The following is a 23,858-nucleotide window of genomic DNA, read 5'->3' on the forward strand; positions in this document are numbered from 1 at the left end:
CTTGGATATAAATGTTAGTAAGTGTCAATTGTGCTTGTTATAGACGCATGTCCGAGACGTTCTTTCACAACAAGGTAATCTTCGCCTTGATTGATTAAAAGGGAAGCCTGGGAATGTCTTAAATCATGTATTCTTATTTTTTTAAGGTTAGAATTACGTTTTAATAAACCATGATAATACTTTTCAATACTATCTTTAGTAATTGGAACAGGGCTACTTTGAAATAATTGTAAATCTGTACAATCATCATTTGAAAATTGCTTCAGCAACTCATATTGTTTGTGTTGCCATACTTCTAGTTCATTCATCAATTTAGAGTTAATGACAATCTGCCTAATGCTAGCTTTAGTTTTAGGGGGACTGATATAACTAACTCCTTTTTTGAAGTAGACTGACTTTGAAACAGTTATTATATTTCTAGAAAAATCAATATCATTCCAATTGAGAGCCAAAACCTCTCCTAGTCGCATGCCAGTGAAGTACAGAACCTTAAATAATAATTGATAGTGATATTCTTCTGGGGTAAATAATTCCAAAAAGTCTTTAAATTCTGAAACGGTTCAATAGTTTAGCTTTGGACTATAGAAAAATAGTCTTTGATGTGTTTGTTGTCGTTATTTTCTTGTGTGTTGATATAGCTGATTTCTCGATGATTTATATCATCATCTTCCTTTAGCAGTTCATATAGCATAGGAACAGTTATTTTAGCCCCATAGAAGCGTTTTTTTAGCTCTACACTTCGTAGATAGTGTTCTGCCTCGGTAGCTTTTTTTTCCGTCTTATAACCTTTTTTACTAAGCCAACGTTGCTTTAGTGTGATTGGGTCAAAATCATTGCTGATATCTACAACCCAACTACCGTCTTTGCTTTTTCTAATCGCCATATCTTATCCCCTAGAAAGTGAGCTGTTCTGGACATCAAAGCCAAGTAGTTCAGTAGCGATAGTAGCAGGAATTGTGCCAATACATTTGTTTTGGTAAATTCTGAAACCTCTCTTTCTATAAGCAGTTCCTTTCCTTGTCTGATAATACGTTTAGAAGTTCCCTCAGAGAAACCAAGGGCAACCAAATCATTTTTATTTACAGTTGCTATCATGTGACTTACTCCTTATCTTTATCTATTCTGATCTTCTTGTATTTTACATGGTTATCGAAATACTGGCTGTCTTTATAAACCTTGTAGTGTATTCTGTTTTATATAGGACTGTTGAGCTATTGTAGTCAAAAGTTTCATAGGTATAAAACTTATCTTCATCAGGTTTTTTCAGGTTACGAGATGATAAATAGGCTTGCTTACTGAAATTTTCCAACAATTCTTGTCCGATACCTTTTTCAAAGTATTTTGTAACATATCGACCAGGATTTTCTTTGCTATCGACATCGATTTTATTTATCCGAGCTGCTCCGTGTCCCCATAGTTCTAAGAGTTGACTATGTGGAATATAAGGGACCCTGAAAGGTAGAATATAAGCGTGCCATGCTTCACGTTTTTGCTTTTCTAATACTGCAATATATTTAAGTTGACTTTTCATTGTTTTGAATATGTTATAGTTAAAGCGTTTAATAAATGTTTTGAGTAGGTCTTTGAAGTGGTTCTATAGTGGTTAATGTAAGAAAAGAAGTCAACCTCATCAATATTACAATCAACTAGACGGTGTAAGTTCCATTGTGCTTCTAAGCGAGTTTTCTTTATACGTTCGAGACGTTGTTCTTGTTCTTCAAGTGTTAGCACATCGAATGTTCTACGTTTTGATATTTCTTTACTTTCAGTATCAGCTTAAAATAGTTTTCCTTTTTGAAAATATTGGCTTTTCGTATTCCCAAATTTCAATATAGAAAGAAGCGGACTATCTTTTTATTGTATGAAGTCATAAAAAATAGTTCAAATTTTCTGCTACTTTCAAAAGACTTTTATGAATACCTGTAATGTTGCTCTAAATCTCGTATAGGTGTTTGTATTTATAAGTTGACTTTCATCTTCTTATTTTAAAAATACACAAGCCAGTCACAAAGTGCGTAACTATGCACTATAAGGGGAGAAAATATTCATTTTTTGCAATAATCTTATTGGAATAGTGTCTTAAATTTTCTTGACTAAAGAGGCGCAAATGTAGTCAATGCAACAGACTGTTTAAATATGTCTAGACCAATTTTGCCAAAAAAATGTTGGCGTTTTAGTTTACTTTTCTATCGGTCATCTGTAATCTATCTGTAATACATCTACATTTATTTACAGTATGTTAAAAAATGTAAAATACCTCTGTAATATGGTTAAATAAATTTGTGAAAATGCTATAATTGGCTTGACATTTTAGGAAAATATTACTATCATAAAGAGTGAATAGTTTTTCAAACTAGGGCTTAACATATTGGATATGTTAAAATATTGAGAGGATATTTAAATGAAAAAAAGCAAGTTCTTTTTAGCGTCAACGGCTGTACTATTATCAGCTTTAGGTGCAAATCCTGTGTTGGCTCGGGACGTTGAACGTTCGATCACCACAACGATTGTGACACCAACTGTTGGCAATGATAAAAAGGCTTCTACTGAAACAATGGAGTCTAATAAGGAACCTACAAATGCAACAACAGCTGCGAAAGCTCCGACTGTTCCTGCAACTCCTGATAGGGCTAAGTCAGTTGTTAATCCGAGTACTCCAAGTGCGTCAGACAAGGTAGACCCTTCAAAGGCGACACCACCAACGCCAAGCGTGCCAGATAAAGAAAAGACTGACCCACCAGATACTTCAAATAAGGTAGAACAGCCGAAAATAGAATCAGCACCCCCATTGAAGTCAGAAAAGCAACGATCCGGAATATCAGAAACTGAGTCTTCAAAGCCAAATCAATCGGAGCCAGAAAAGAAATATGGTGATGTCACTGTTGAGTACAAGAGTAAAGATGGCGCTTTGATTGCACCAAAAGAGTTAGACACGCCGACTTCTGAGGTGGGAACGGATTATGATACGACAGATTACCGAAGAGAGACGATTATTAGTTCAGAGGGCAAGAAATACCGTCTTGATCCGCAAGCTACACAAGGTTATGAAAAAGGGAAAGTTCTTGAAGGGAATACCACTATTACTTACTACTATGATCTGGTCACAGAAACACCAGATTCTTCTAGTAAGGTAGTGCCACCAAGGGCAGAATCAACTCCCCCAGATAAGACCAAACCGGGTGAATCGGATTTATCTAATAAAGGAACAACCCCACAAGATAAACCCAAAACTCCAGCTGCACCCTCAACGGATTCGTCGGTCGGTCCAGATAGCTCTATAGCAGATACTGTAGCACCACCAGATAAGATTCCGCATAATGGGATGCTAGATACTCAGCTTGAATCGACAGATACTTCTAGCGATGTTGTCAATCCGTCTGTCTTGACTGAAAAGAACACAGACAAATCTACAACTTCTGATGTGGACTTGAAAAAGGATGAAACGTTTAACCTTAACAATGCCTCATCTGTGAGCGGGAAAAAGGGTGATACGATTGACAATCCGATCAGATCCATTATTTCACCAGCTGATCCGCTTTTGACGGATAAGGGCTTTGAGATTATTGGTAATGACCAAGGGGAAGTCACCATCAAAAACGCAGATGGCTCTAAAACATCTGTACCAGCTGCGCAAGTAGGTGCTAGGGCAAATCCTGATGGAACGGTTACTGTCAAGTCAAGTAATGGTAAGTTTACGTTGTTGCCGGATACGGGGGAAGCAGCCACGATTCTCGCAACGATTGGTTTGTTTATCTTAGCTCTATTAGGCTTTAAAAAAGTTAAGCCTTTTGAGAAAGATAATTGGTTAATTGGATAATTATTAAAAAGAAAAGAGGAATTTTATGTTTCATAATAGCAAAACGAAGGGTCATGGTTCGATCCGAAAAAACAAAATTTATGGTACCATTGGTGTTTTAACCCTTGGAACAATTGCAATCCTTAGCGCTCACCAAGGTGTAGCTGCTGATGAAGTAAAGGCAACGAAGCCAACAACGCCAGCTCCAGTGGCGGAAGCTTCTGATACAAGTCTTGCTGCACAATCAAAAGCAGCAGCAACTGAAGCAGCGAGTAGTTCTACAGCAAAAACTGTAAAAGAAACAACTCCAGCAGCAAGTACCACAACTGCTCCAGCAGGATCCACTTCAACGACTGATAACACAACAGCGTCAGCTGCTACAAAGACTGAAAGTGCAACGAAACCAGCTACTGCAAAGACTGAAACACCAGCAACTGTTAAGCCTTCAGCACAAACAAGTACAACAACAGATGTAAATGTAGATTCTTCTGAGCTTGATAAAGCTGTCAATGATGCTAAAAAAGCAGGAGTTGATGTTCAAAAAGGAACAGATATTAATCATGGAACAGTTACAACTGAAGCTGAAAAGAATCAGAAAGTAGCTGAGATTAAAAAAGACTATAAAAAGCAGGCCGATGACATCAAAAAAGTAACGGAAGCTGCTAAAGAAGACTCTGCTAAATATAAAACAGCTAAAGAAAAGTATGATGCTGAACTAGCTAAATACAATACAGCTAAAGCGATTTACGATACAGCTAAAGCAAAATATGATCAAGATAAAGCAAAATATGACAAAGATAAGGCTGATTATGAAGTCAAGAAAGCTAAATTTGAGCTTGATAAAGCACAGTACGAGCAAGATTTAACCAAATACTATGCTGCTAAAGCAAAATACGAAAAAGACTTGGCAGATTACATCGTTGCTCAAGCAAAATACGAAAAAGATTTGCAAGACTATAAAGCAGCATTAGCAGAATGGGAAAGAAATAAGCATAAAGATGGCTATATAACACAACAACTTGCTCAAGAATTAGTGTTTAAAAATGAGCCCAATGCTCAACTGACTTTCCCTGGAAGAGATAAAGTATATACCAAAGAAGAACTAAAACGTTATTTTTATAATCATATAAAAAATAAACTAGGCAGTAAAGATCCCCGCGATGGTGAGACCGACTTTAACGCGACAAATGATGTTAGTGGCAATTCAAGAGTTATGCTACGCAAAGGGGAACCGCTTGTAGCACGATATACCAATCTCCAAAATTCTTACTTTAAAGGGAAAAAGATTTCTAAAGTAGAGTATGTCTACACTTTAAAAGAGACAGGAATAGACGGTTTAAATGAAATCCCTGCCTTTCTCGAAAAAGATCCTACTAAAACTATTTGGTATATGAGTCTTTATGGTAGAACTAGAATTAATATGAAAGCTTACTTCTACGATGAAGATGGCAATAAGATGGATATGACGGGAGCCTTAGTAAGCTTTTCTTCATTGAACCGTGGTACTGGAGCATCTAATGCTTCACCTAAAGCAGCAAATAGACCAACAATCGAAAAAGTTTTCAGTTTTAGTGGTAGACTTATTCAAATTAATGGGTCATCAATAGAACGCCAATATGACGGGTATTATTCAAGTAACAATAATGAAAGCAGATCTGAAGGGTCGAGGTTTGACTCAAAGGACTGGGATGGTCCCAATGCTCCTTATAAATGGTATGGTGCTATTGTTGGTCAAGTAACCAGTCCAGATATTGAAGTGGAATTTGGTTCCGTTCGTCGTGCAACGCCTTGGTTCGCTTTCAACTCAGATATTAAAGCTAATGGTGTTCCAACAAAACCAGTTGCACCAACAAAACCGGAAGAGCCAAAAGAACCAACAAAACCAGTTGCACCAATTGAACCAACTGCACCAACTGAACCAGTAAAACCAACTCCACCAACTGCACCAGATAAACCTGCTACTCGTAAGGCAACTTATCACTACCACACTCTGAAATATCAAACGACTCCAACACCACAGAAGAAATATGGGGATGTCACCGTTGAGTACAAGAACAAAGACGGCGTTACGATTGCACCGAAAGTGACTGATACACCACGTTCAGAAGTGGGTACGGATTACGATACCACAGACCAACGCCGTGATATCATCACGACCGTTGATGGCAAGAAGTACAAACTGGATCTGAAAGCCACTCAAGGGGCAGAAAAAGGGAAAGTCGTTGAAGGCAATACCAATATTACTTACTTCTATGATCTGATTCCAGATGCACCACAGAAGAAATATGGGGATGTCACCGTTGAGTACAAGAACAAAGACGGCGTTACGATTGCACCGAAAGTGACTGATACACCACGTTCAGAAGTGGGTACGGATTACGATACCACAGACCAACGCCGTGATACCATCACGACCGTTGATGGCAAGAAGTACAAACTGGATCTGAAAGCTACTCAAGGGGCAGAAAAAGGGAAAGTCGTTGAAGGCAATACCAATATTACTTACTTCTATGATCTGATTCCAGATGCACCACAGAAGAAATATGGGGATGTCACCGTTGAGTACAAGAACAAAGACGGCGTTACGATTGCACCGAAAGTGACTGATACACCACGTTCAGAAGTGGGTACGGATTACGATACCACAGACCAACGCCGTGATACCATCACGACCGTTGATGGCAAGAAGTACAAACTGGATCTGAAAGCTACTCAAGGGGCAGAAAAAGGGAAAGTCGTTGAAGGCAATACCAATATTACTTACTTCTATGATCTGATTCCAGATGCACCACAGAAGAAATATGGGGATGTCACCGTTGAGTACAAGAACAAAGACGGCGTTACGATTGCACCGAAAGTGACTGATACACCACGTTCAGAAGTGGGTACGGATTACGATACCACAGACCAACGCCGTGATATCATCACGACCGTTGATGGCAAGAAGTACAAACTGGATCTGAAAGCCACTCAAGGGGCAGAAAAAGGGAAAGTCGTTGAAGGCAATACCAATATTACTTACTTCTATGATCTGATTCCAGATGCACCACAGAAGAAATATGGGGATGTCACCGTTGAGTACAAGAACAAAGACGGCGTTACGATTGCACCGAAAGTGACTGATACACCACGTTCAGAAGTGGGTACGGATTACGATACCACAGACCAACGCCGTGATATCATCACGACCGTTGATGGCAAGAAGTACAAACTGGATCTGAAAGCCACTCAAGGGGCAGAAAAAGGGAAAGTCGTTGAAGGCAATACCAATATTACTTACTTCTATGATCTGATTCCAGATGCACCACAGAAGAAATATGGGGATGTCACCGTTGAGTACAAGAACAAAGACGGCGTTACGATTGCACCGAAAGTGACTGATACACCACGTTCAGAAGTGGGTACGGATTACGATACCACAGACCAACGCCGTGATACCATCACGACCGTTGATGGCAAGAAGTACAAACTGGATCTGAAAGCTACTCAAGGGGCAGAAAAAGGGAAAGTCGTTGAAGGCAATACCAATATTACTTACTTCTATGATCTGATTCCAGATGCACCTGAAGAATATGGTAATGTTGTTGTTGATTACCAAGACAAGAAGGGCAATACCATTGCACCACGTGTTGTGGATACACCAGATAGTAAAGTTGGTACAAACTACGATACAACCGATCACAAACCAACTAGAATTACTACAGCCGATGGTAAGGTTTATCGCATTGATCCAAAAGCAACTCAAGGTCAAGAAAGTGGTAAGATTGTCAAAGGAACCACTCGCGTTGTTTATGTTTATGATGAAGTAGTCGGTGATGTAACAGTTCATTATAAAGATGAAAATGGTAAAGTCATTAAAGACCCTGAAAAGGATACAGTCGGTGCTCCAATCAACACTGTTTATGATACTCGTGATCACGCTCATAAGACGATTACTACAAAAGATGGTCGTACATATGAAATTGTTCCTGAAAAGACTCAAGGTCTTGAACAAGGTCGCGTTGTTGAAGGAAATACAGATGTTACGTATATCTATAAACAAGTATTCGGTGATGTAGTTGTTCACTATGTGGATGAATCTGGTAAGAAGATCAAAGAAGATGTAACGGATACTTCTCATGCTCGTGTTGGCGAAGATTACGATACGACAGACCACAAGACGACAGCGATCAAGTCTGGTGATAAAATCTATAACCTTGTTCCTGAAAAGACAAAGGGTAATGAAAAAGGTAAAGTTACAAAAGGTGTAACCGAAGTTACTTATGTCTACAAGGAAGTGAAAGCAGAACCTAAGAAGAAAGGAACCAACGCTAAGGGTGAAGATGTCAACGGTAAGACCATGTTGGCAGGGTCAACCGAAGTTTATACGATTGATATTGACAATGACCAATACAAGGGTATGACAGGCTTAACAGATAAAGATAAGCAAGCAGGCTTGATGGTTGTTGAAAAATACTCAAGTAAGCATGTGACTCCTAACTTGGCTGGTGTTCGTGTAACAACAGCAGACGGTAAGGTTCAAAGTGGCTTTACAACGAAAATTTACAAGTCTGTTGCAGAAGCTCCAAAAAAGGTTCAAGATTATATCAAGGCTAAAGGCTTGAAGATTGATGGTGAGTTTGCTGTAACTACTGCAGATGATCCAGTAGCTTACACAAACAAGTATGTCTTGAAGGGTATCAATCTGAAACTTGTCTTCCCAACAACTGTTAAGAAGGAAATCAAGGAAGCTAGCAAGTATGATAACCGAGCTTATCAAATTGACTTTACTGGTATCCATGAAACAAATCTAGTAACGAATAACATTCCGAAGATCAATCCGAAGAAAGATGTTGTAGCGACTGTTGAAGATGGTCAAAAAGACCAAAATTCATTGAATAATAAGACTGTTAAGGTTGGACAAGTCTACAACTTTGAATTGGAAACTTCTTATTTACCAGCAAATCGTGGACAAGCTATTGAAAAGATGGAAGTAAGAGATAAATACTCTTCATTAGTAGAATACAATGGTGTCCACAAATGGTATGCGAAGACAGATATTCTTCTTAAGAATGGTCAAAAGCTTGCCAAGGGTACAGATTTGACACAATACGTCAACCAAACAATTGACCATAAAGCAAGAACAGTTCTGTATTCATTCTCTAAAGATTTCTTGAGCAAGATTTCAGATAATAGTGAGTTCCAAGCTACAGGTTACATGCAAGTGAAACAATTAGGCAATGGTACAGTAAAGAACACCTTTACTGAAATCATCAATAATGTCGAACGTGATTCTAATACGGTAACGGTAGAATCTCCTCAAGATTATGGTGATGTAGTTGTTCACTATGTGGATGAATCTGGTAAGAAGATCAAAGAAGATGTAACGGATACTTCTCATGCTCGTGTTGGTGAAGATTATGATACGACAGACCACAAGACGACAGCGATCAAGTCTGGTGATAAAATCTATAACCTTGTTCCTGAAAAGACAAAGGGTAATGAAAAAGGTAAAGTTACAAAAGGTGTAACCGAAGTTACTTATGTCTACAAGGAAGTGAAAGCGGAACCTAAGAAGAAAGGAACCAACGCTAAGGGTGAAGATGTCAACGGTAAGACCATGTTGGCAGGGTCAACCGAAGTTTATACGATTGATATTGACAATGACCAATACAAAGGTATGACAGGCTTAACAGATAAAGATAAGCAAGCAGGCTTGATGGTTGTTGAAAAATACTCAAGTAAGCATGTGACTCCTAACTTGGCTGGTGTTCGTGTAACAACAGCAGACGGTAAGGTTCAAAGTGGCTTTACAACGAAAATTTACAAGTCTGTTGCAGAAGCTCCAAAAAAGGTTCAAGATTATATCAAGGCTAAAGGCTTGAAGATTGATGGTGAGTTTGCTGTAACTACTGCAGATGATCCAGTAGCTTACACAAACAAGTATGTCTTGAAGGGTATCAATCTGAAACTTGTCTTCCCAACAACTGTTAAGAAGGAAATCAAGGAAGCTAGCAAGTATGATAACCGAGCTTATCAAATTGACTTTACTGGTATCCATGAAACAAATCTAGTAACGAATAACATTCCGAAGATCAATCCGAAGAAAGATGTTGTAGCGACTGTTGAAGATGGTCAAAAAGACCAAAATTCATTGAATAATAAGACTGTTAAGGTTGGACAAGTCTACAACTTTGAATTGGAAACTTCTTATTTACCAGCAAATCGTGGACAAGCTATTGAAAAGATGGAAGTAAGAGATAAATACTCTTCATTAGTAGAATACAATGGTGTCCACAAATGGTATGCGAAGACAGATATTCTTCTTAAGAATGGTCAAAAGCTTGCCAAGGGTACAGATTTGACGAAGTTTGTCAACCAAACTGTTGATCACAAGACGAGAACAGTTCTGTATTCATTCTCTAGTGCTTTCTTGAACAGTATTTCAGATAATAGTGAGTTCCAAGCTACAGGTTACATGCAAGTGAAACAATTAGGCTATGGTACAGTAAAGAACACCTTTACTGAAATCATCAATGGTGTTGAAAGAAATTCTAATACGGTAACAGTGGTAACACCAGATAAACCTAAGACTCCGGATAAACCACAAACACCGCCAGAAACTCCTAATACACCTGAAAAACCGCAAACACCTCCTACACCAACCCCTACTCCAGTAGTACCAACTACTCCAAAAAAACCAGTAACTCCGAAAGTAAGTTTACCTTCAACAGGTGAAGCTACAAATACTGGTGCAGCGTTGACAGGTTTGGCGTTTGCAGCTACAGCATTGTCAATGCTTGGCTTCAAGAAACGTAAAGAGGAAGAATAATTCTAACGCTAACTCTTTCTGTGCTATACTTATAGCAACAAATAGAGGTTGAGACTAAGTCTCAACCTCTTTGTTATGGATGTTGTAGTTGGATTATGTACTTGGACATGATGTGGGGGTAATTGAGTTCATAAAAGTAGTCTATTTTGCAAAATTAAGTAAATCGTTTTTAGGTTTCTGTTTAAATTGAGAACAAGTCAAAAACCTTTCAAATATTGTTGAAAGGTTTTTAATATTATTAGAAACTTTTATTATCCAAGACTATCAATGGTTGCATTGATGATTTTAATAGATTCTTTTGTGTAATCTTTTTTTTGTAGTTGCTTTTCAGCTTTCGTCATTGGACGTGGCTTTACAACGGGGTCTGGTTTTACAACTGGTTTTTGTTGGTTTATTGTGTTTGTTTCAACATCAGGAACTGGTTGAACAACTGGTTCAGGCTCAGGTTCTACTTCGATGATGGGTTCTTCAACAGGTTGTACAGATGCAGTGCTGCCGTCAACAGATTGTTTCTCTCCCCATTCTTTACGTGCATCTAATTCACGTAGAACAAATGATTTCCCACGATATTCTTTCGGAACGATGGTTGCGATTTGTTCATCTGTGAAAAGTTCAGCTTCGTCAATATCTACAATATCCCAAACAATTTCCCCATCAGCATTGCGTACATAATAGCCATTTTCATCTTTTTGGCCACTCAAGAAACTGGATACACCAATGATTTCTGTGACATTGACATAACGCATACCTGTATCTACATCCCAGACACCTGAGAATACAGCTTCAAACAGTGCTTTGTATTGTTCTTCTGAATCTAATGAGAAACCATTGATGGTTTTCATCGCATTGGCACTGTATGCTCTTGATAAGACTTCAAGTTTCTTTTTGTAAGTATCAAATGATTTGTTTTTTAAGAAGCGATCTTGTTCTAGTGTTAAAACAGGCTTTTCGATTTCTGACATGGTTATAGACTCCTATTCATTATTATTGATATTAAAGTTTAAGGTAATCAGCATTAGTTTTGGCTGAGTGATTTTAAATAATTTACGAGCTAGTGAAATATTAAAAATACCGATGATATTTCCCTTTACATCTTGCCTAAAGTTCTTTCCAACGACTTCTACATTCTCTTTGTGTTCGTCTTTCACTGCTTCACGGACGGCTTCAAGCATGGAAGCTTTTATTTCTTCAATACTTGAATATTCACTATAAAAAGAGACGGAATGATTTTTTTTAAAAACGGCATGATAAATCATTTTTCTATAAAATTTTTTATAGATAATGGCAATTAAAAATGGTATTGCCAAGCAGATATCAACGATTGGATTTTTTAAATAATCAAATAGTTGATTGTCAAAGTAGCTAATCACCGCTAAGTAACCAAGAGCAGATAGAATTTTAAAGTAATTGCTGGCAATAACGATGTCTTCGGAACTATTTGCCACTAAAAATCCAGCCAATATATAGATAAAAGAAGCGAGTAAAGCTGCAATGTGGATATAGTCTAGCGGTATATTGAGAATATTATATGTTAAGAGTAGGAGAGCCGTGCCAGCAACGAACACAATTCCTACGAAATAAATCAGTTCAGCTAACCACTTCAACAAGACTAGAAAGACTAACGGTGTGTCTTTTTTCTTTTTTGACATTTTAATCCTTTCTATTCTTTATTTATTTTAAGGATTGCCAGACACTAACTTTCCTCATACAAGAATTTTTGTATTATAATATATATATTACCAAAATTTCATAAATAATACAATAAGATTCATATATTCTGCAAGTGAAAATCCTCATTATTTCTATGTTTTCTTTTGTTTTGAATCACAATTATAAAAAGTGAGAAAAGAAATAAAAAAGAGGTTGAAATATCATTTTTCTAAATTTATATCATGATATGTCTTTTAGTCCGTCTCGTTCTGAAAGATGCGAGATAAAAAAACCACCCGCTTGTGAACTACACTCCAATCATTAGATGTTTGAGGCGCAGAGCATTGATGGATGGTTATGATTTCTATTTTTACAGTAAAATGTAATGATGGGAGAGACTTTTGATGTTACTGTCAATCCTAATCGCTATCTGTTAGTTCTCTTTTTTATCTAATTTCTTACCCAACTCAATGATGTATTGTTTCATGTCATCTTTTATTTGGGGATGTTTGAGGGCGTAATCAATAGATGTTTTCATAAAGCCAAATTTGTCACCAACGTCATAACGATCACCTGTGAATTCACGGGCAAATACTCTTTGTGTTTTATTGAGAGTATCAATGGCGTCTGTCAGTTGAATTTCATTTCCAGCACCTGGAGCTTGTGTTTCCAAAATGGAGAAGATTTCTGGTGTCAAAAGGTAGCGACCAATAATCGCAAGGTTACTTGGTGCGTCTTCTGGTTTTGGTTTTTCAACAAAGGTCTCCACGCTGTAGAGTCCATTTACTCCTTCACCTTGTGGGTCAATAACACCATAAGATGAAACGTCATCGTGTGGTACTTTCATGACAGCAATGGTTGACGCATGCGTTTCTTCGTAATCATTCATTAACTGTTTGGTTAGCGGAACTGCTTTGTCGTTTGTAATGTCCATCAGATCATCACCTAGCATAACGACAAAGGGTTCGTTACCAACGAATGCCTTGGCTTGTAAAACGGCATCGCCAAGTCCGCGTGGATGACTTTGGCGAATGAAATGAAGACCAATGCCGGTAGTCTCGTCTACAAGTTTTAAAAGGTCAGACTTCCCTTTTTCTTTGAGGTTATACTCCAATTCAAAGTTTGAATCAAAGTGGTCTTCAATAGATCGTTTAGATTTTCCGGTTACGACCAAGATGTCTTTGATACCGGCCTTTAATGCTTCTTCGACAATAAATTGAATAGTCGGTTTGTCAACGATAGGCAGCATTTCTTTGGCGAGCGCTTTGGTTGCTGGCAAGAAACGAGTTCCAAGTCCAGCAGCAGGGATAACAGCTTTTCTTACTTGAGTCATATGACCCTCCTTTTTTTGTAGTAGCTAATTACGACCATTCGTTTTCAGCTTTAAATTCATTATTCATTATATCATAAATGGCGTCTTTTATGTTAAGGCTTTCATAAATCACGTGATAGATCGCTTGAGTAATTGGCATATAGACACCCAGTTCTTGTGCGAGTTCGTAAGCAGCTTTGGTGGTGGAAATGCCTTCGATAACCATGCCCATGTTGGCTTCAATATCTTCTAACTTTTCGCCACGACCAAGAGCATCACCAGCGCGCCAATTACGTGAGTGAACGGAGGTTCCTGTGACAATTAAATCTCCTACTCCGGATAAGCCACTATATGTTAAGGGACTAGCACCGAGTTTGACGCCAAGACGAGTAATTTCTGCTAAGCCGCGTGTGATAATAGCAGCTTTGGCATTGTCACCGTAACCGAGACCATGAAGGGCACCTGCTCCGACAGCAATGATATTTTTTAGTGCGCCGGCTGTTTCTACGCCGATGACATCTGTATTAGTGTAGAGACGGAAGTAGTGATTGCTGAAAAGTTCTTGAACATATTTTGCTGCTTCTAAGTCTTTTGAAGCTGCTGTGATAAGAGTAATATCACGAACGATAGTTTCTTCAGCATGGCTTGGTCCAGATACGACAACCACTTCGCTTCGTAAATTTGGAGATAATTCTTCTTCTAAAATTATGGAAAGTCGTTTGTGAGTATCGGGTTCGAGTCCTTTTGAAGCGTGCATGATTTTGACTGGATGGTCTAATACTTCAGCCACTTGTTTAGCTACGAGACGTGTGACTTTTGTTGGAACAACGAAAAGAATGGCATCAACACCGTCAAGAGTTTCTTTTAAGTCATAATAGGCAGTAATCTTTTCATTGAGAACGATATCCTTGAAATAGCGTTTATTGGTATGGTGTTCGTTGATTTCAGTGATTTGCTCGGCAAGATTACCCCAAATACGGACTTCATGTCCATTGTCATTTAATACTTGTGCCAAAGCAGTACCCCATGAACCGGGGCCTAAAACAGCAACTGTTTGTTTTTCCATGTTCTTCTCCTTGTAGAGTTTTCTAGTCTTATTTTACCATAGAAAGCGATAAATTTCTTGTTTAACATTAGTTTAGATTGTTAAGTTAAGGATTTGGCACCGAATTTTCGCGCAACAGTATTTTATCATGGAGTTAAAAATATTGAAGCGACTGAGTCGCTAGATGGTAGTCGTATCATCGAGCTTCAATGGTACCCAGAGTTTTTAATCAATGAGGAAAAAGGAAATCTAGAATTTTTTCAGTACCTTTTGAGGGAGTTATAAATTTAAAATGAGTCTTAAGCTTCATTTAAGAAAATCATTCTATAATAAAACTATCAAATGAAGACCTCCTAACTTTATTTGATGAAATCCTAAACTTTTTCATAATAATCTCCCTATAAAGATCACCAAAAGGTGGTCTTTTTGTTTTATATTTTTGTCGTTGTTTTTGGCTGATTTATGTTATAATGTTTCAAATCATTGATTAAGGAGGAAAGAAGATGATAAAGACCGTTGGAATCGTTAGTTTATCAAGTGGAATCATTGGAGAAAGTGCTGTTAAACATGAAGTGAACTTGGGAGTAAAGCGCTTGAGAGACTTGGGGCTTGAAGTGAAGTTTTTAGAGCATGCACAAAAAGGAATGGGCTATCTGGCAGATCATCCTGAGTCCAGAGCGCAAGATTTGATTCAGGCTTTCAAGGATTCTTCAATTGATATGATTTTATGTGCTATCGGTGGAGATGATACTTATCGGTTGCTGCCTTATTTGTTTGAGAATGATGAGCTAAAAAAAGTTGTACACCAGAAAGTATTCCTAGGTTTTTCTGATACTACGATCAATCATCTTATGCTGCACAAGTTAGGGATCAAGACTTTTTATGGGCAGTCTTTTCTTGCTGATGTTTGTGAACTAGAGACAGATATGCTCCCTTACACATTTGCTTATTTTAAAGAATTGATTACGACAGGCAGTATCTCAGAAATCCGCCCGAGCGAAGTTTGGTACGAGGAGAGAACGGATTTCAGTGAAAAAGCCCTGGGAACGAAACGAACTCGTCATGAAAATCAAGGATTTGAATTGCTAAAAGGCAAAGCAATCTTTACTGGAGAAATTTTAGGTGGTTGCTTGGAGTCACTCTATCAGATATTTGATAATACAAGATACGAGGATACGATTGAATTGTGTGCGCAATATCAGCTCTTTCCTAGTCTTTCAGAGTGGGCAGGAAAAATTCTTTTGTTGGAAACCAGTGAGGAAAAACCAGAACCAGCTTTATATCGAAAAATGTTAGAAACTTTAAAAGCAACGGGAATTTTTACGGTTTTAAATGGGATTCTTGTCGGAAAACCAATGGATGAAACTTATTATGGAGAATATAAACAAATCCTGCTTGATGTCATTGATACAGATATTCCTATTTTATATAATTTAAATGTTGGACATGCTACCCCAAGAGCAATTGTTCCTTTTGGAGCGAAAGCTGAGGTGGATGCCAACGAGCAAGTGATTCGATTTTTGAATGAGCCAGAATAAATTAAAAAGTGCAGGCTGAAAGATGACCTGCATTTTGCGTGTTTTTTACGAATTTAGTATAATAGGGAAAGTAAAAGTAGAAAAGAGAAAAAGATGCGAATTCGTGGTTTTGAGCTTGTTTCAAGCTTTACAAATGAAAATTTACTGCCAAAGCGTGAGACGGCTCATGCGGCAGGTTATGACTTAAAAGTGGCAGAGCGTACAGTTATTGCGCCAAAAGAGATTAAATTAGTGCCAACAGGTGTCAAGGCCTATATGCAGGTTGGTGAAGTGCTTTATCTTTATGATCGTTCATCTAATCCACGTAAAAAAGGATTAGTTTTGATTAACTCTGTAGGCGTTATTGACGGGGATTACTATGGCAATCCTGGAAATGAAGGGCATATCTTTGCTCAGATGAAAAACATCACAGATCAGGAAGTCGTCCTCGAAGTGGGGGAACGTGTGGTTCAGGCTGTCTTTGCACCATTTTTGATTGCAGATGGAGATGAAGCGGAAGGTGTGCGGACAGGTGGTTTTGGAAGCACTGGGCATTAAGAAAGAGGAATCTATCATAGCCAAGAAAAAATCGACATTTGTTTGTCAAAATTGTGAATACCATTCGCCCAAGTATCTGGGGCGTTGTCCGAATTGTGGTGCTTGGTCGTCTTTTGTCGAAGAAGTAGAAGTGGCAGAAGTCAAAAATGCGCGTGTTTCTCTGACCGGAGAAAAAATACGACCGATGAAATTGGCAGAAGTAACTTCTATTGATGTGAAGCGCACCAAGACGGATATGGACGAATTTAACCGCGTTTTAGGCGGTGGTGTGGTGCCGGGAAGTTTAGTTCTAATCGGAGGAGATCCCGGCATTGGGAAATCGACACTTTTATTGCAGGTTTCAACCCAACTCTCTCATAAGGGAACGGTTCTTTATGTCAGCGGCGAGGAGTCTGCTGAGCAGATTAAACTGCGAGCTGAGCGATTAGGAGATATTGATAGTGAATTTTATCTCTATGCCGAGACCAATATGCAGCATATTCGTGCTGAGATTGAAAAAATCAAACCGGATTTTTTGATTATCGATTCCATTCAGACGATTGTGTCGCCGGAAATTTCCAGCATGCAGGGCTCGGTTTCGCAAGTGCGGGAGGTGACAGCAGAACTCATGCAGTTGGCGAAAACTAACAATATTGCCACCTTTATCGTTGGTCATATGACCAAGGAAGGAACGCTGGCTGGTCCACGAACGCTAGAGCATATGGTAGATACAGTGCTGTATTTTGAAGGAGAACGTCAGCATACTTTCCGCATTTTGCGGGCAGTTAAAAATCGTTTCGGTTCGACCAACGAAATCGGCATTTTTGAGATGCAGTCAGGTGGTCTGGTTGAAGTGCTCAATCCTAGTCAGGTTTTCTTAGAGGAGCGTTTAGATGGTGCGACAGGCTCTTCTATCGTGGTGACGATGGAGGGGACACGACCGATTTTGGCGGAAGTGCAGGCTTTGGTGACACCGACCATGTTTGGCAATGCCAAGCGGACAACGGCAGGTCTGGACTTCAATCGTGCCAGCCTGATTATGGCTGTTTTGGAGAAACGAGCTGGTTTGCTTCTGCAAAATCAAGATGCTTATCTCAAATCAGCTGGTGGTGTGCGCTTAGATGAGCCTGCTATTGATTTAGCGGTTGCGGTAGCCATTGCTTCCAGTTATAAGGAAAAGCCAACCAACCCTCAAGAATGTTATATTGGCGAAATTGGTCTGACAGGCGAAATCCGCCGTGTCAATCGCATTGAGCAGCGCATCAACGAAGCTGTTAAGTTAGGCTTCACAAAAATTTATGTTCCTAAAAACTCTTTGAACGGATTGAATATTCCCGAAAAGACTGAAGTTATTGGTGTGACAACGATTGGTGAAGTATTGAAGAAGGTGTTTGGGTAAGTAAGTGTAACTGAACATTGAATTGATAGGTGAGATAGGCGACGGTTTCTATATTGCTAAGGAAATTCTGTAGAGAAAGTTTGTTCTTCGCTCATCTTCTGTAAATGATTCGAAGAATAATAAAGTTTCATCGCTTCTGTTATTTCTTTTCGACAACTTGTGGTATAATAGTAACGTTTAAAATAGAAACAGGGTTTTCCTGTTAGAAATTTAAGATAAACATTAGGAGAAATGAAATTGGCGAATAAAATTCGTGTGCGCTACGCACCAAGTCCAACGGGACTGTTACACATCGGAAATGCGCGGACTGCGCTCTTTAATTATCTTTATGCTCGTCACTACGGTGGTACGTTTATTATTCGGATCGAAGATACAGACCGCAAGCGTCATGTCAAAGACGGGGAGCGTTCGCAGCTGGAAAATCTTCGCTGGTTAGGGATTGAATGGGATGAAAGTCCAGAAACGCATGAAAAATACCGCCAATCTGAACGTTTGGATATTTATCAAGGTTATATCAATGAGTTGCTCGAAAAAGGCTTGGCTTACAAATCATACGTAACGGAAGAAGAATTAGCTACAGAGCGTGAACAGCAGGAAGCTGCTGGAGAAACGCCTCGTTACATCAATGAATATCTAGGAATGTCTGAAGATGAAAAAGTAGCTTATATCGCAGAGCGTGAAGCTAAAGGAATCGTTCCAACAGTCCGTCTTGCAGTCAATGAATCTGGTATTTACAAGTGGAATGATCTTGTTAAAGGTGAGATTGAATTTGAAGGTGGCAACATCGGTGGTGATTGGGTTATCCAGAAAAAAGATGGTTATCCAACATACAACTTTGCCGTTGTTATTGATGATCACTTAATGGAAATTTCACACGTTATCCGTGGAGATGACCATATTGCTAACACACCTAAGCAGCTCATGGTTTATGAAGCACTTGGTTGGGAAGCACCGCAATTTGGTCACATGACCTTGATTATCAATTCGGAGACAGGCAAAAAATTGTCAAAACGTGATACGAATACACTTCAATTTATCGAAGATTACCGTAAAAAAGGCTACCTACCAGAAGCAGTGTTTAACTTTATTGCTCTCCTTGGTTGGAATCCTGGCGGTGAAAATGAAATTTTCTCTCGCGAAGAATTGATCCAACTCTTTGATGAACATCGTCTCAGTAAGTCTCCGGCTGCCTTTGACCAAAAGAAATTAGATTGGATGAGCAATGAATACATTAAAAATGCGGATTTTGAAACCATTTTTGAGATGGCAAAACCTTATTTGGATGTAGCTGGTCGTTTAACAGATAAGGCTGAGAAATTGGTCGCACTCTACAAACCACAGATGAAATCTGTTGATGAAATCGTACCGCTCACAGACCTCTTCTTTGAAGATTTCCCAGAGCTAACAGAAAATGAAAAAGAGTTTATGTCAGGCGAAACGGTACCGATTGTTTTGAAAGCATTCAAAGAAAAAATGGAAGCTATGAGTGATGAAGACTTCAAATCAGAAAATATCTTCCCGCAAATCAAGGCAGTGCAAAAAGAAACGGGTATCAAAGGTAAAAATCTCTTCATGCCAATCCGAATCGCTGTTTCGGGCGAAATGCACGGACCAGAATTACCAGATACCATTTATCTGCTTGGACGTGAAAAGTCCATTGAGCATATTGAGAAGATGCTGAAACATATTCAATAAGTTAACTAAAAAAACATCACAATATTTGAACTTTGTGGTGTTTTTGCTTTCTATATGATGAAATACTTGATTTTATGATATAATAATTTTTAATACTAAATTAAAGTAAAAAAAGGCCTATATTAGCTACTTAAATGACTACTCAGGAATTAATCCAACTTGTTACAACTGGATAAAAACGCAAATTTAAAAGTGCTATTTGAAGGAAAGTTAGCAGACGAAGTACCCAGATTCTGTCATTAAATTTTGGCATCTGGGATGGATTTGATTCATTAAATAAAGAAAAAAGAGCCATGCTTAGATTAGAGTATTCATTTCATGTTTTTTATTATCTGAAACTGATATCAACTGAAGCATCTTTGCTATTTTGCTAATCAAAAAGTTGGAAAGTTTTTGTTGTTACTTTAATAAATGACGGATTGGAAATTCTGACAACCTTATCAAGGAGAAGATAAGTGAAGACGACTTTACGTAAAAAGATAGTAAGAGAAATGAAAGGACAGGAATTGATAGCAAAACAGCAGAGAGATGCTTTGCTCACACAGTACTTGCTGAAATCCTCTGTTTACCAACACGCTAAAACAATTGCGACTTATTTATCTTTGCCACATGAGTTTGACACGGGGCTTTTCATCAGACAAGCACAAGCAGATGGCAAGCGAATTGTTATTCCGAAGACTTATCCTCATGGGTGCATGGTTTTTGTGGATTATAATCTAAATGACTTGGAATTGACTGCTTTTGGTATCTGGGAGCCAAGGAGTGGACAAGTGGTAGAGAAAACTCATATTGATTTGATTCACGTACCGGGTGTTGCTTTTAATAAAGGTGGCTACCGGATTGGCTATGGTGGAGGTTATTATGACCGCTACTTGGCTGATTTTAAGGGAATGACAGTAAGTACAATTTATCCTTGTCAATTAGCGGATTTTCAACCGGATAATTACGATATTCCTATTCAGGAGGTATTGATTTGTGAATAAAATTTATAATAAACAGTATCCTGTGACAAGTATTTTATTACTTATAACGACAGGACTTTTTCTAACCATGTTTTTATTGCGTGGATTTGCTTACAGCAGTACTCAAACAATTTATGAGTTTGGCGCCATGCATGGGCGAAGCATCCAATATTTTCCAAGTCAGATTTGGCGCTTGGTATCAGCGATTTTCGTTCATATCGGCTTGGAGCATTTTGTGATGAATATGATTACGCTGTATTTTATCGGACGCCAAGCTGAGGACATTTTTGGTTCATGGAATTTTCTGTTTCTTTATTTGATGTCTGGGATTTTAGGAAATGCTTTTGTCTTCTTTTTCACTCCAAGTGCTGTGGCGGCGGGTGCCTCTACATCTTTGTTTGGAATTTTTGGCGCTATTATTACGTTGCGCTATGCGGTTCACAATCCCTATATTCAGCAACTTGGTCAATCTTACTTAATTCTACTGGTTATGAACTTGGTATTAAGCTTGACACCGGGAATCAGTCTGGCAGGACATTTAGGCGGTGCAGTCGGAGGCGCTCTGTGTGCTGTTATTTTCCCAGTCCATGGCGAGCAAAGAGCTTATCAAGTGGGGCAACGTGTTTTAGCGCTGGTTATCTATTTAGTTTTAGTTTTGGGAATGGTCTTTCTTGCTTTTAATCGAGGCATATAAAAAGGGGTTGAATAGACTGCTGTATCTCGCGGCAGTCTGTTTCTACCTCTTTTGTGTTTATTTTTCTTGACCGACCAAAATCTTTGCAGCAATGGTGATTTCATGTAAAGATGACCAGTCGATTTTTTCAATATCCATATTGAAAAGAAGCGGAGTCATTTTCAGCAGAGCCATTTTTTCATTTTCCTTTAGTGAAAAAGTACCAGCAACGTCATAGGAATCTATAATGGTAAAGGACTCCTTGAAGTGATCAAGGATGTTTTGATTGGAATAGTTCGTGTTTGTTAATTTATCAGCTACAATACCTCGGATTTCTTGCAAGTGTTGGCTATTGGGAATAACTTTAATCAGCAAGCCGTTTTTCCGCAATACACGCTGAAATTCTTGGTAATTGGCAGGAGAGAAAATATCCAAAATCACATCCATACTGGTATCTTGAATGGAAAGATGCGCCAGATCTCCAACAAACCAATTTACTGCCATGCTGTGGTCGCTTTTGGCTGCTAGCTGAATCGATTCTTTTGATAAATCAAACGCGTAGATGTGTTGATCAGTCATCTGTGCTTGCAGGTTTCGAGCATAGTACCCCTCTCCGCAGCCAATATCTAACAGATTAGCATGCTGTGGAAAAGAAGTTAAAATATCTAACAGTTTGTTTAAAATTGGCTGATAGAATCCTGCTTCGAGAATCAATTGTCGATTTTGAAAGTTGGTTTTATCGTAGTCTTTTGACTGCTTCACCTGTGGTGCCAGATTGACATAACCGAATTTTGCTAGATCAAAGGAATGCTTATTGTTACATTTAAGACTATTTTCTGCTAAAAACAAGGCTTGCTGGCAAAAAGGGCAAGCAAAAAGATTAGCTGTTTCAAAACGTTTGAGTTTGGGTTTCATGCGTTTTCTCTTTCATAGATTTCTCTGACTAGTGTAACATGTGAGAAATGCTTTGGCAAGTCGATGATAAAGAAAGGAAACTGAAAATGAGTTCTTCTTTATTAAGACGGGATTTGTGTTTTTTATTTTTCAAGGTACAACTAGGTCAATGCATTATGCTAATTAAAATAAAGAAAAAGCCGGGGTTAAACCCAGCCTTTTCATTTTTGATTAGTAAGTCAAAACAAAATATTTTTTCTTCCCACGCCGAATAACGGTCAGTTCGTTTTCTAATTTGTCAGCATTCGTTAATGTATAGTTAAGGTCTTGAATACGTTCGCCATTGACATAAATAGCGCCATTTTGAACATCTTCACGCGCTTGGCGTTTAGAATTGACAATGCCAGCTGTTACCAACATTTCTACGATATTGAGATTGTCATCTACTTTCACTTGATAATTTGGCACCCCGCGAAGTCCTTGTTTCAGTTCTTTGACAGAAAGATTTTTAATATTTCCAGCAAAAAGCTGCTCGGTGATGTTGAGCGCTTCTTTGTAGGCTTCTTCGCCATGTACAAGCGTGACCACTTCTCGTGCTAAGATTTTTTGTGCCAACCGTTCGTGGGGAGCTGCTTCAAATTGTTTTCTGATTTCTTCGATTTCATCAAGTGGAAGAAGTGTAAAGATTTTTAGGAAACGCACGGCATCTGCATCCATGACATTCATCCAGAATTGATACATTTCGTAAGGACTGGTTTTATCGGCATTGAGCCATACAGCATTGCCTTCTGACTTACCAAATTTCTTACCAGTGGCGTCTGTGATAAGAGGCACTGTAATAACATGGCCTGTTTTATCTGCTTTGCGGCGAAGTAATTCTGTACCAGCAGTCATATTGCCCCATTGATCTGAACCACCGATTTGTAAAGTGACATCGTATTGTCGATTTAACTCAAAAAAGTCATAGCCTTGCATAATCTGGTAAGCAAACTCGGTATACGAAATGCCTGTTTCAATCCGTTTTTTTACGGATTCTTTACTCATCATGTAGTTGACAGTGAAATATTTTCCAACATCACGTAGAAAGTCAATAAAGCTAATGTCGGAGAACCAGTCATAGTTGTTGACCATTTCAGCCTTGTTGTCGCCATTTTCAAAGTCAAGAAAACGCGATACTTGAGCTTGAATGCTCCGTACCCAGCCTTCAACTGTGTCTTTTGTTTGTAAGCTCCGTTCTGTATCTTTAAATGATGGATCGCCAATTAAGCCAGTTGCACCGCCAACGAGAGCATAGGGTTTGTGACCAGCCAACTGTAAATGTTTCATGACAAGGATTGGTACAAGGTGACCAAGATGTAAGCTATCAGCAGTTGGGTCATAACCAGAATAAAAGCTGACATTTCCTTCTGCTAGGGCTTTGCGCAATGCTTCTTCGTCAGTTGTTTGAAAAACCAAACCACGTTCTTTTAGCTCATCAAAAATGTGCATATCTGTCTCTCCTTTATAAAATTTCTAGTTATTGTAACATTGTATCACAAACAAGCACTAGAATATAGTAAAATCGCAA

14 protein-coding genes and 4 pseudogenes are annotated in these 23,858 nt (G+C 38.6%); 9 read left to right on the plus strand and 9 right to left on the minus strand.

Translation table 11 applies throughout. From position 1 onward, the window contains the following. Nucleotides 1–14: 14 nt before the first annotated feature. The 3 pseudogenes from H8787_RS01510 to H8787_RS01520 form a co-directional block, all read right to left on the minus strand. Nucleotides 15–883: pseudogene (locus tag H8787_RS01510) on the minus strand (site-specific integrase). Between the two features lie 3 nt (nucleotides 884–886). Continuing rightward, nucleotides 887–1,095: pseudogene (locus tag H8787_RS01515) on the minus strand (DUF3173 domain-containing protein). A 5-nt stretch (nucleotides 1,096–1,100) separates the two neighbouring features. Beyond that, nucleotides 1,101–1,871: pseudogene (locus H8787_RS01520) on the minus strand (Rep protein). A gap of 530 nt (nucleotides 1,872–2,401) precedes the next feature. Between H8787_RS01520 and H8787_RS01525 the strand changes: the two are divergent. Beyond that, nucleotides 2,402–3,817: a MucBP domain-containing protein gene (locus H8787_RS01525; RefSeq protein WP_187328086.1), complete on the plus strand. Its 1,416-nt coding sequence runs from the start codon at nucleotides 2,402–2,404 to the stop codon at nucleotides 3,815–3,817. A gap of 25 nt (nucleotides 3,818–3,842) precedes the next feature. Further along, entirely contained in the window at nucleotides 3,843–10,607 is a 6,765-nt protein-coding gene (locus H8787_RS01530) for an SspB-related isopeptide-forming adhesin (protein ID WP_187328087.1), read from the plus strand. Between the two features lie 251 nt (nucleotides 10,608–10,858). Here the strand turns inward: H8787_RS01530 and H8787_RS01535 are convergent, their stop codons facing one another. From H8787_RS01535 to H8787_RS01550, 4 genes are all read right to left on the minus strand, one after another. Then, on the minus strand, nucleotides 10,859–11,569 hold the full coding sequence (locus tag H8787_RS01535) for a hypothetical protein (protein WP_039677600.1): 711 nt from the start codon (nucleotides 11,567–11,569) through the stop codon (nucleotides 10,859–10,861). 12 nt (nucleotides 11,570–11,581) lie between these two features. Continuing rightward, nucleotides 11,582–12,256: a hypothetical protein gene (locus tag H8787_RS01540; protein ID WP_003070819.1), complete on the minus strand. Its 675-nt coding sequence runs from the start codon at nucleotides 12,254–12,256 to the stop codon at nucleotides 11,582–11,584. A 434-nt stretch (nucleotides 12,257–12,690) separates the two neighbouring features. Beyond that, complete coding sequence (gene galU / locus H8787_RS01545; RefSeq protein ID WP_037598195.1) at nucleotides 12,691–13,590, minus strand: UTP--glucose-1-phosphate uridylyltransferase GalU; 900 nt, start codon at nucleotides 13,588–13,590, stop codon at nucleotides 12,691–12,693. A 28-nt stretch (nucleotides 13,591–13,618) separates the two neighbouring features. Next, nucleotides 13,619–14,635 carry an NAD(P)H-dependent glycerol-3-phosphate dehydrogenase gene (locus H8787_RS01550; RefSeq protein WP_187328088.1) on the minus strand — a complete coding sequence of 339 codons (1,017 nt, stop codon included), beginning with the start codon at nucleotides 14,633–14,635 and terminating at the stop codon, nucleotides 13,619–13,621. An 84-nt stretch (nucleotides 14,636–14,719) separates the two neighbouring features. Between H8787_RS01550 and H8787_RS10005 the strand changes: the two are divergent. The 7 genes and pseudogenes from H8787_RS10005 to H8787_RS01580 all read left to right on the plus strand — a co-directional run. After that, nucleotides 14,720–14,899: pseudogene (locus H8787_RS10005) on the plus strand (gamma-glutamyl-gamma-aminobutyrate hydrolase family protein); the annotation flags it as partial. Nucleotides 14,900–15,117: 218 nt separating this feature from the next. After that, nucleotides 15,118–16,152 (plus strand): S66 peptidase family protein, encoded by a 1,035-nt coding sequence (locus H8787_RS01555; protein WP_187328089.1) that lies wholly within the window; start codon nucleotides 15,118–15,120, stop codon nucleotides 16,150–16,152. A gap of 93 nt (nucleotides 16,153–16,245) precedes the next feature. Next, the gene (locus H8787_RS01560) at nucleotides 16,246–16,689 is read left to right on the plus strand and encodes a dUTP diphosphatase (protein ID WP_134971393.1); all 444 of its coding nucleotides are present in this window, start codon (nucleotides 16,246–16,248) and stop codon (nucleotides 16,687–16,689) included. Next, a complete protein-coding gene (radA, locus tag H8787_RS01565; RefSeq protein ID WP_048800687.1) occupies nucleotides 16,670–18,067 on the plus strand; it encodes a DNA repair protein RadA in 1,398 nt (465 codons plus the stop codon). Before H8787_RS01560 ends, radA begins: the two co-directional genes overlap by 20 nt. A 237-nt stretch (nucleotides 18,068–18,304) precedes the next feature. Continuing rightward, complete coding sequence (gene gltX, locus H8787_RS01570; RefSeq protein WP_187328090.1) at nucleotides 18,305–19,762, plus strand: glutamate--tRNA ligase; 1,458 nt, start codon at nucleotides 18,305–18,307, stop codon at nucleotides 19,760–19,762. A 455-nt stretch (nucleotides 19,763–20,217) separates the two neighbouring features. Then, nucleotides 20,218–20,745 carry a 5-formyltetrahydrofolate cyclo-ligase gene (locus H8787_RS01575; protein WP_048800644.1) on the plus strand — a complete coding sequence of 176 codons (528 nt, stop codon included), beginning with the start codon at nucleotides 20,218–20,220 and terminating at the stop codon, nucleotides 20,743–20,745. After that, nucleotides 20,738–21,418: a rhomboid family intramembrane serine protease gene (locus tag H8787_RS01580; RefSeq protein ID WP_006268016.1), complete on the plus strand. Its 681-nt coding sequence runs from the start codon at nucleotides 20,738–20,740 to the stop codon at nucleotides 21,416–21,418. The genes H8787_RS01575 and H8787_RS01580 overlap by 8 nt, the downstream gene beginning before the upstream one ends. Nucleotides 21,419–21,475: 57 nt before the next feature. Here the strand turns inward: H8787_RS01580 and H8787_RS01585 are convergent, their stop codons facing one another. Further along, nucleotides 21,476–22,312, minus strand: a complete 837-nt coding sequence (locus H8787_RS01585) for a putative RNA methyltransferase (RefSeq protein ID WP_187328091.1) — start codon at nucleotides 22,310–22,312, stop codon at nucleotides 21,476–21,478. 210 nt (nucleotides 22,313–22,522) lie between these two features. Further along, on the minus strand, nucleotides 22,523–23,779 hold the full coding sequence (tyrS, locus tag H8787_RS01590) for a tyrosine--tRNA ligase (protein ID WP_049481474.1): 1,257 nt from the start codon (nucleotides 23,777–23,779) through the stop codon (nucleotides 22,523–22,525). Nucleotides 23,780–23,858: the final 79 nt, after the last annotated feature.

It is taken from the genome of Streptococcus sp. NSJ-72, from assembly GCF_014334035.1.
GTDB classification, from domain to species: domain Bacteria; phylum Bacillota; class Bacilli; order Lactobacillales; family Streptococcaceae; genus Streptococcus; species Streptococcus constellatus.

What these genes read in the sequence shown, in the direction of transcription:
- H8787_RS01535 (WP_039677600.1), bottom strand. Translation starts at nt 11,569, where the DNA reads ATGTCAGAAATCGAAAAGCCTGTTTTAACACTAGAACAAGATCGCTTC.
- tyrS (WP_049481474.1), bottom strand. Translation starts at nt 23,779, where the DNA reads ATGCACATTTTTGATGAGCTAAAAGAACGTGGTTTGGTTTTTCAAACA.
- H8787_RS01585 (WP_187328091.1), bottom strand. Translation starts at nt 22,312, where the DNA reads ATGAAACCCAAACTCAAACGTTTTGAAACAGCTAATCTTTTTGCTTGC.
- H8787_RS01555 (WP_187328089.1), top strand. Translation starts at nt 15,118, where the DNA reads ATGATAAAGACCGTTGGAATCGTTAGTTTATCAAGTGGAATCATTGGA.
- H8787_RS01525 (WP_187328086.1), top strand. Translation starts at nt 2,402, where the DNA reads ATGAAAAAAAGCAAGTTCTTTTTAGCGTCAACGGCTGTACTATTATCA.
- H8787_RS01550 (WP_187328088.1), bottom strand. Translation starts at nt 14,635, where the DNA reads ATGGAAAAACAAACAGTTGCTGTTTTAGGCCCCGGTTCATGGGGTACT.
- H8787_RS01530 (WP_187328087.1), top strand. Translation starts at nt 3,843, where the DNA reads ATGTTTCATAATAGCAAAACGAAGGGTCATGGTTCGATCCGAAAAAAC.
- H8787_RS01540 (WP_003070819.1), bottom strand. Translation starts at nt 12,256, where the DNA reads ATGTCAAAAAAGAAAAAAGACACACCGTTAGTCTTTCTAGTCTTGTTG.
- H8787_RS01560 (WP_134971393.1), top strand. Translation starts at nt 16,246, where the DNA reads ATGCGAATTCGTGGTTTTGAGCTTGTTTCAAGCTTTACAAATGAAAAT.
- galU (WP_037598195.1), bottom strand. Translation starts at nt 13,590, where the DNA reads ATGACTCAAGTAAGAAAAGCTGTTATCCCTGCTGCTGGACTTGGAACT.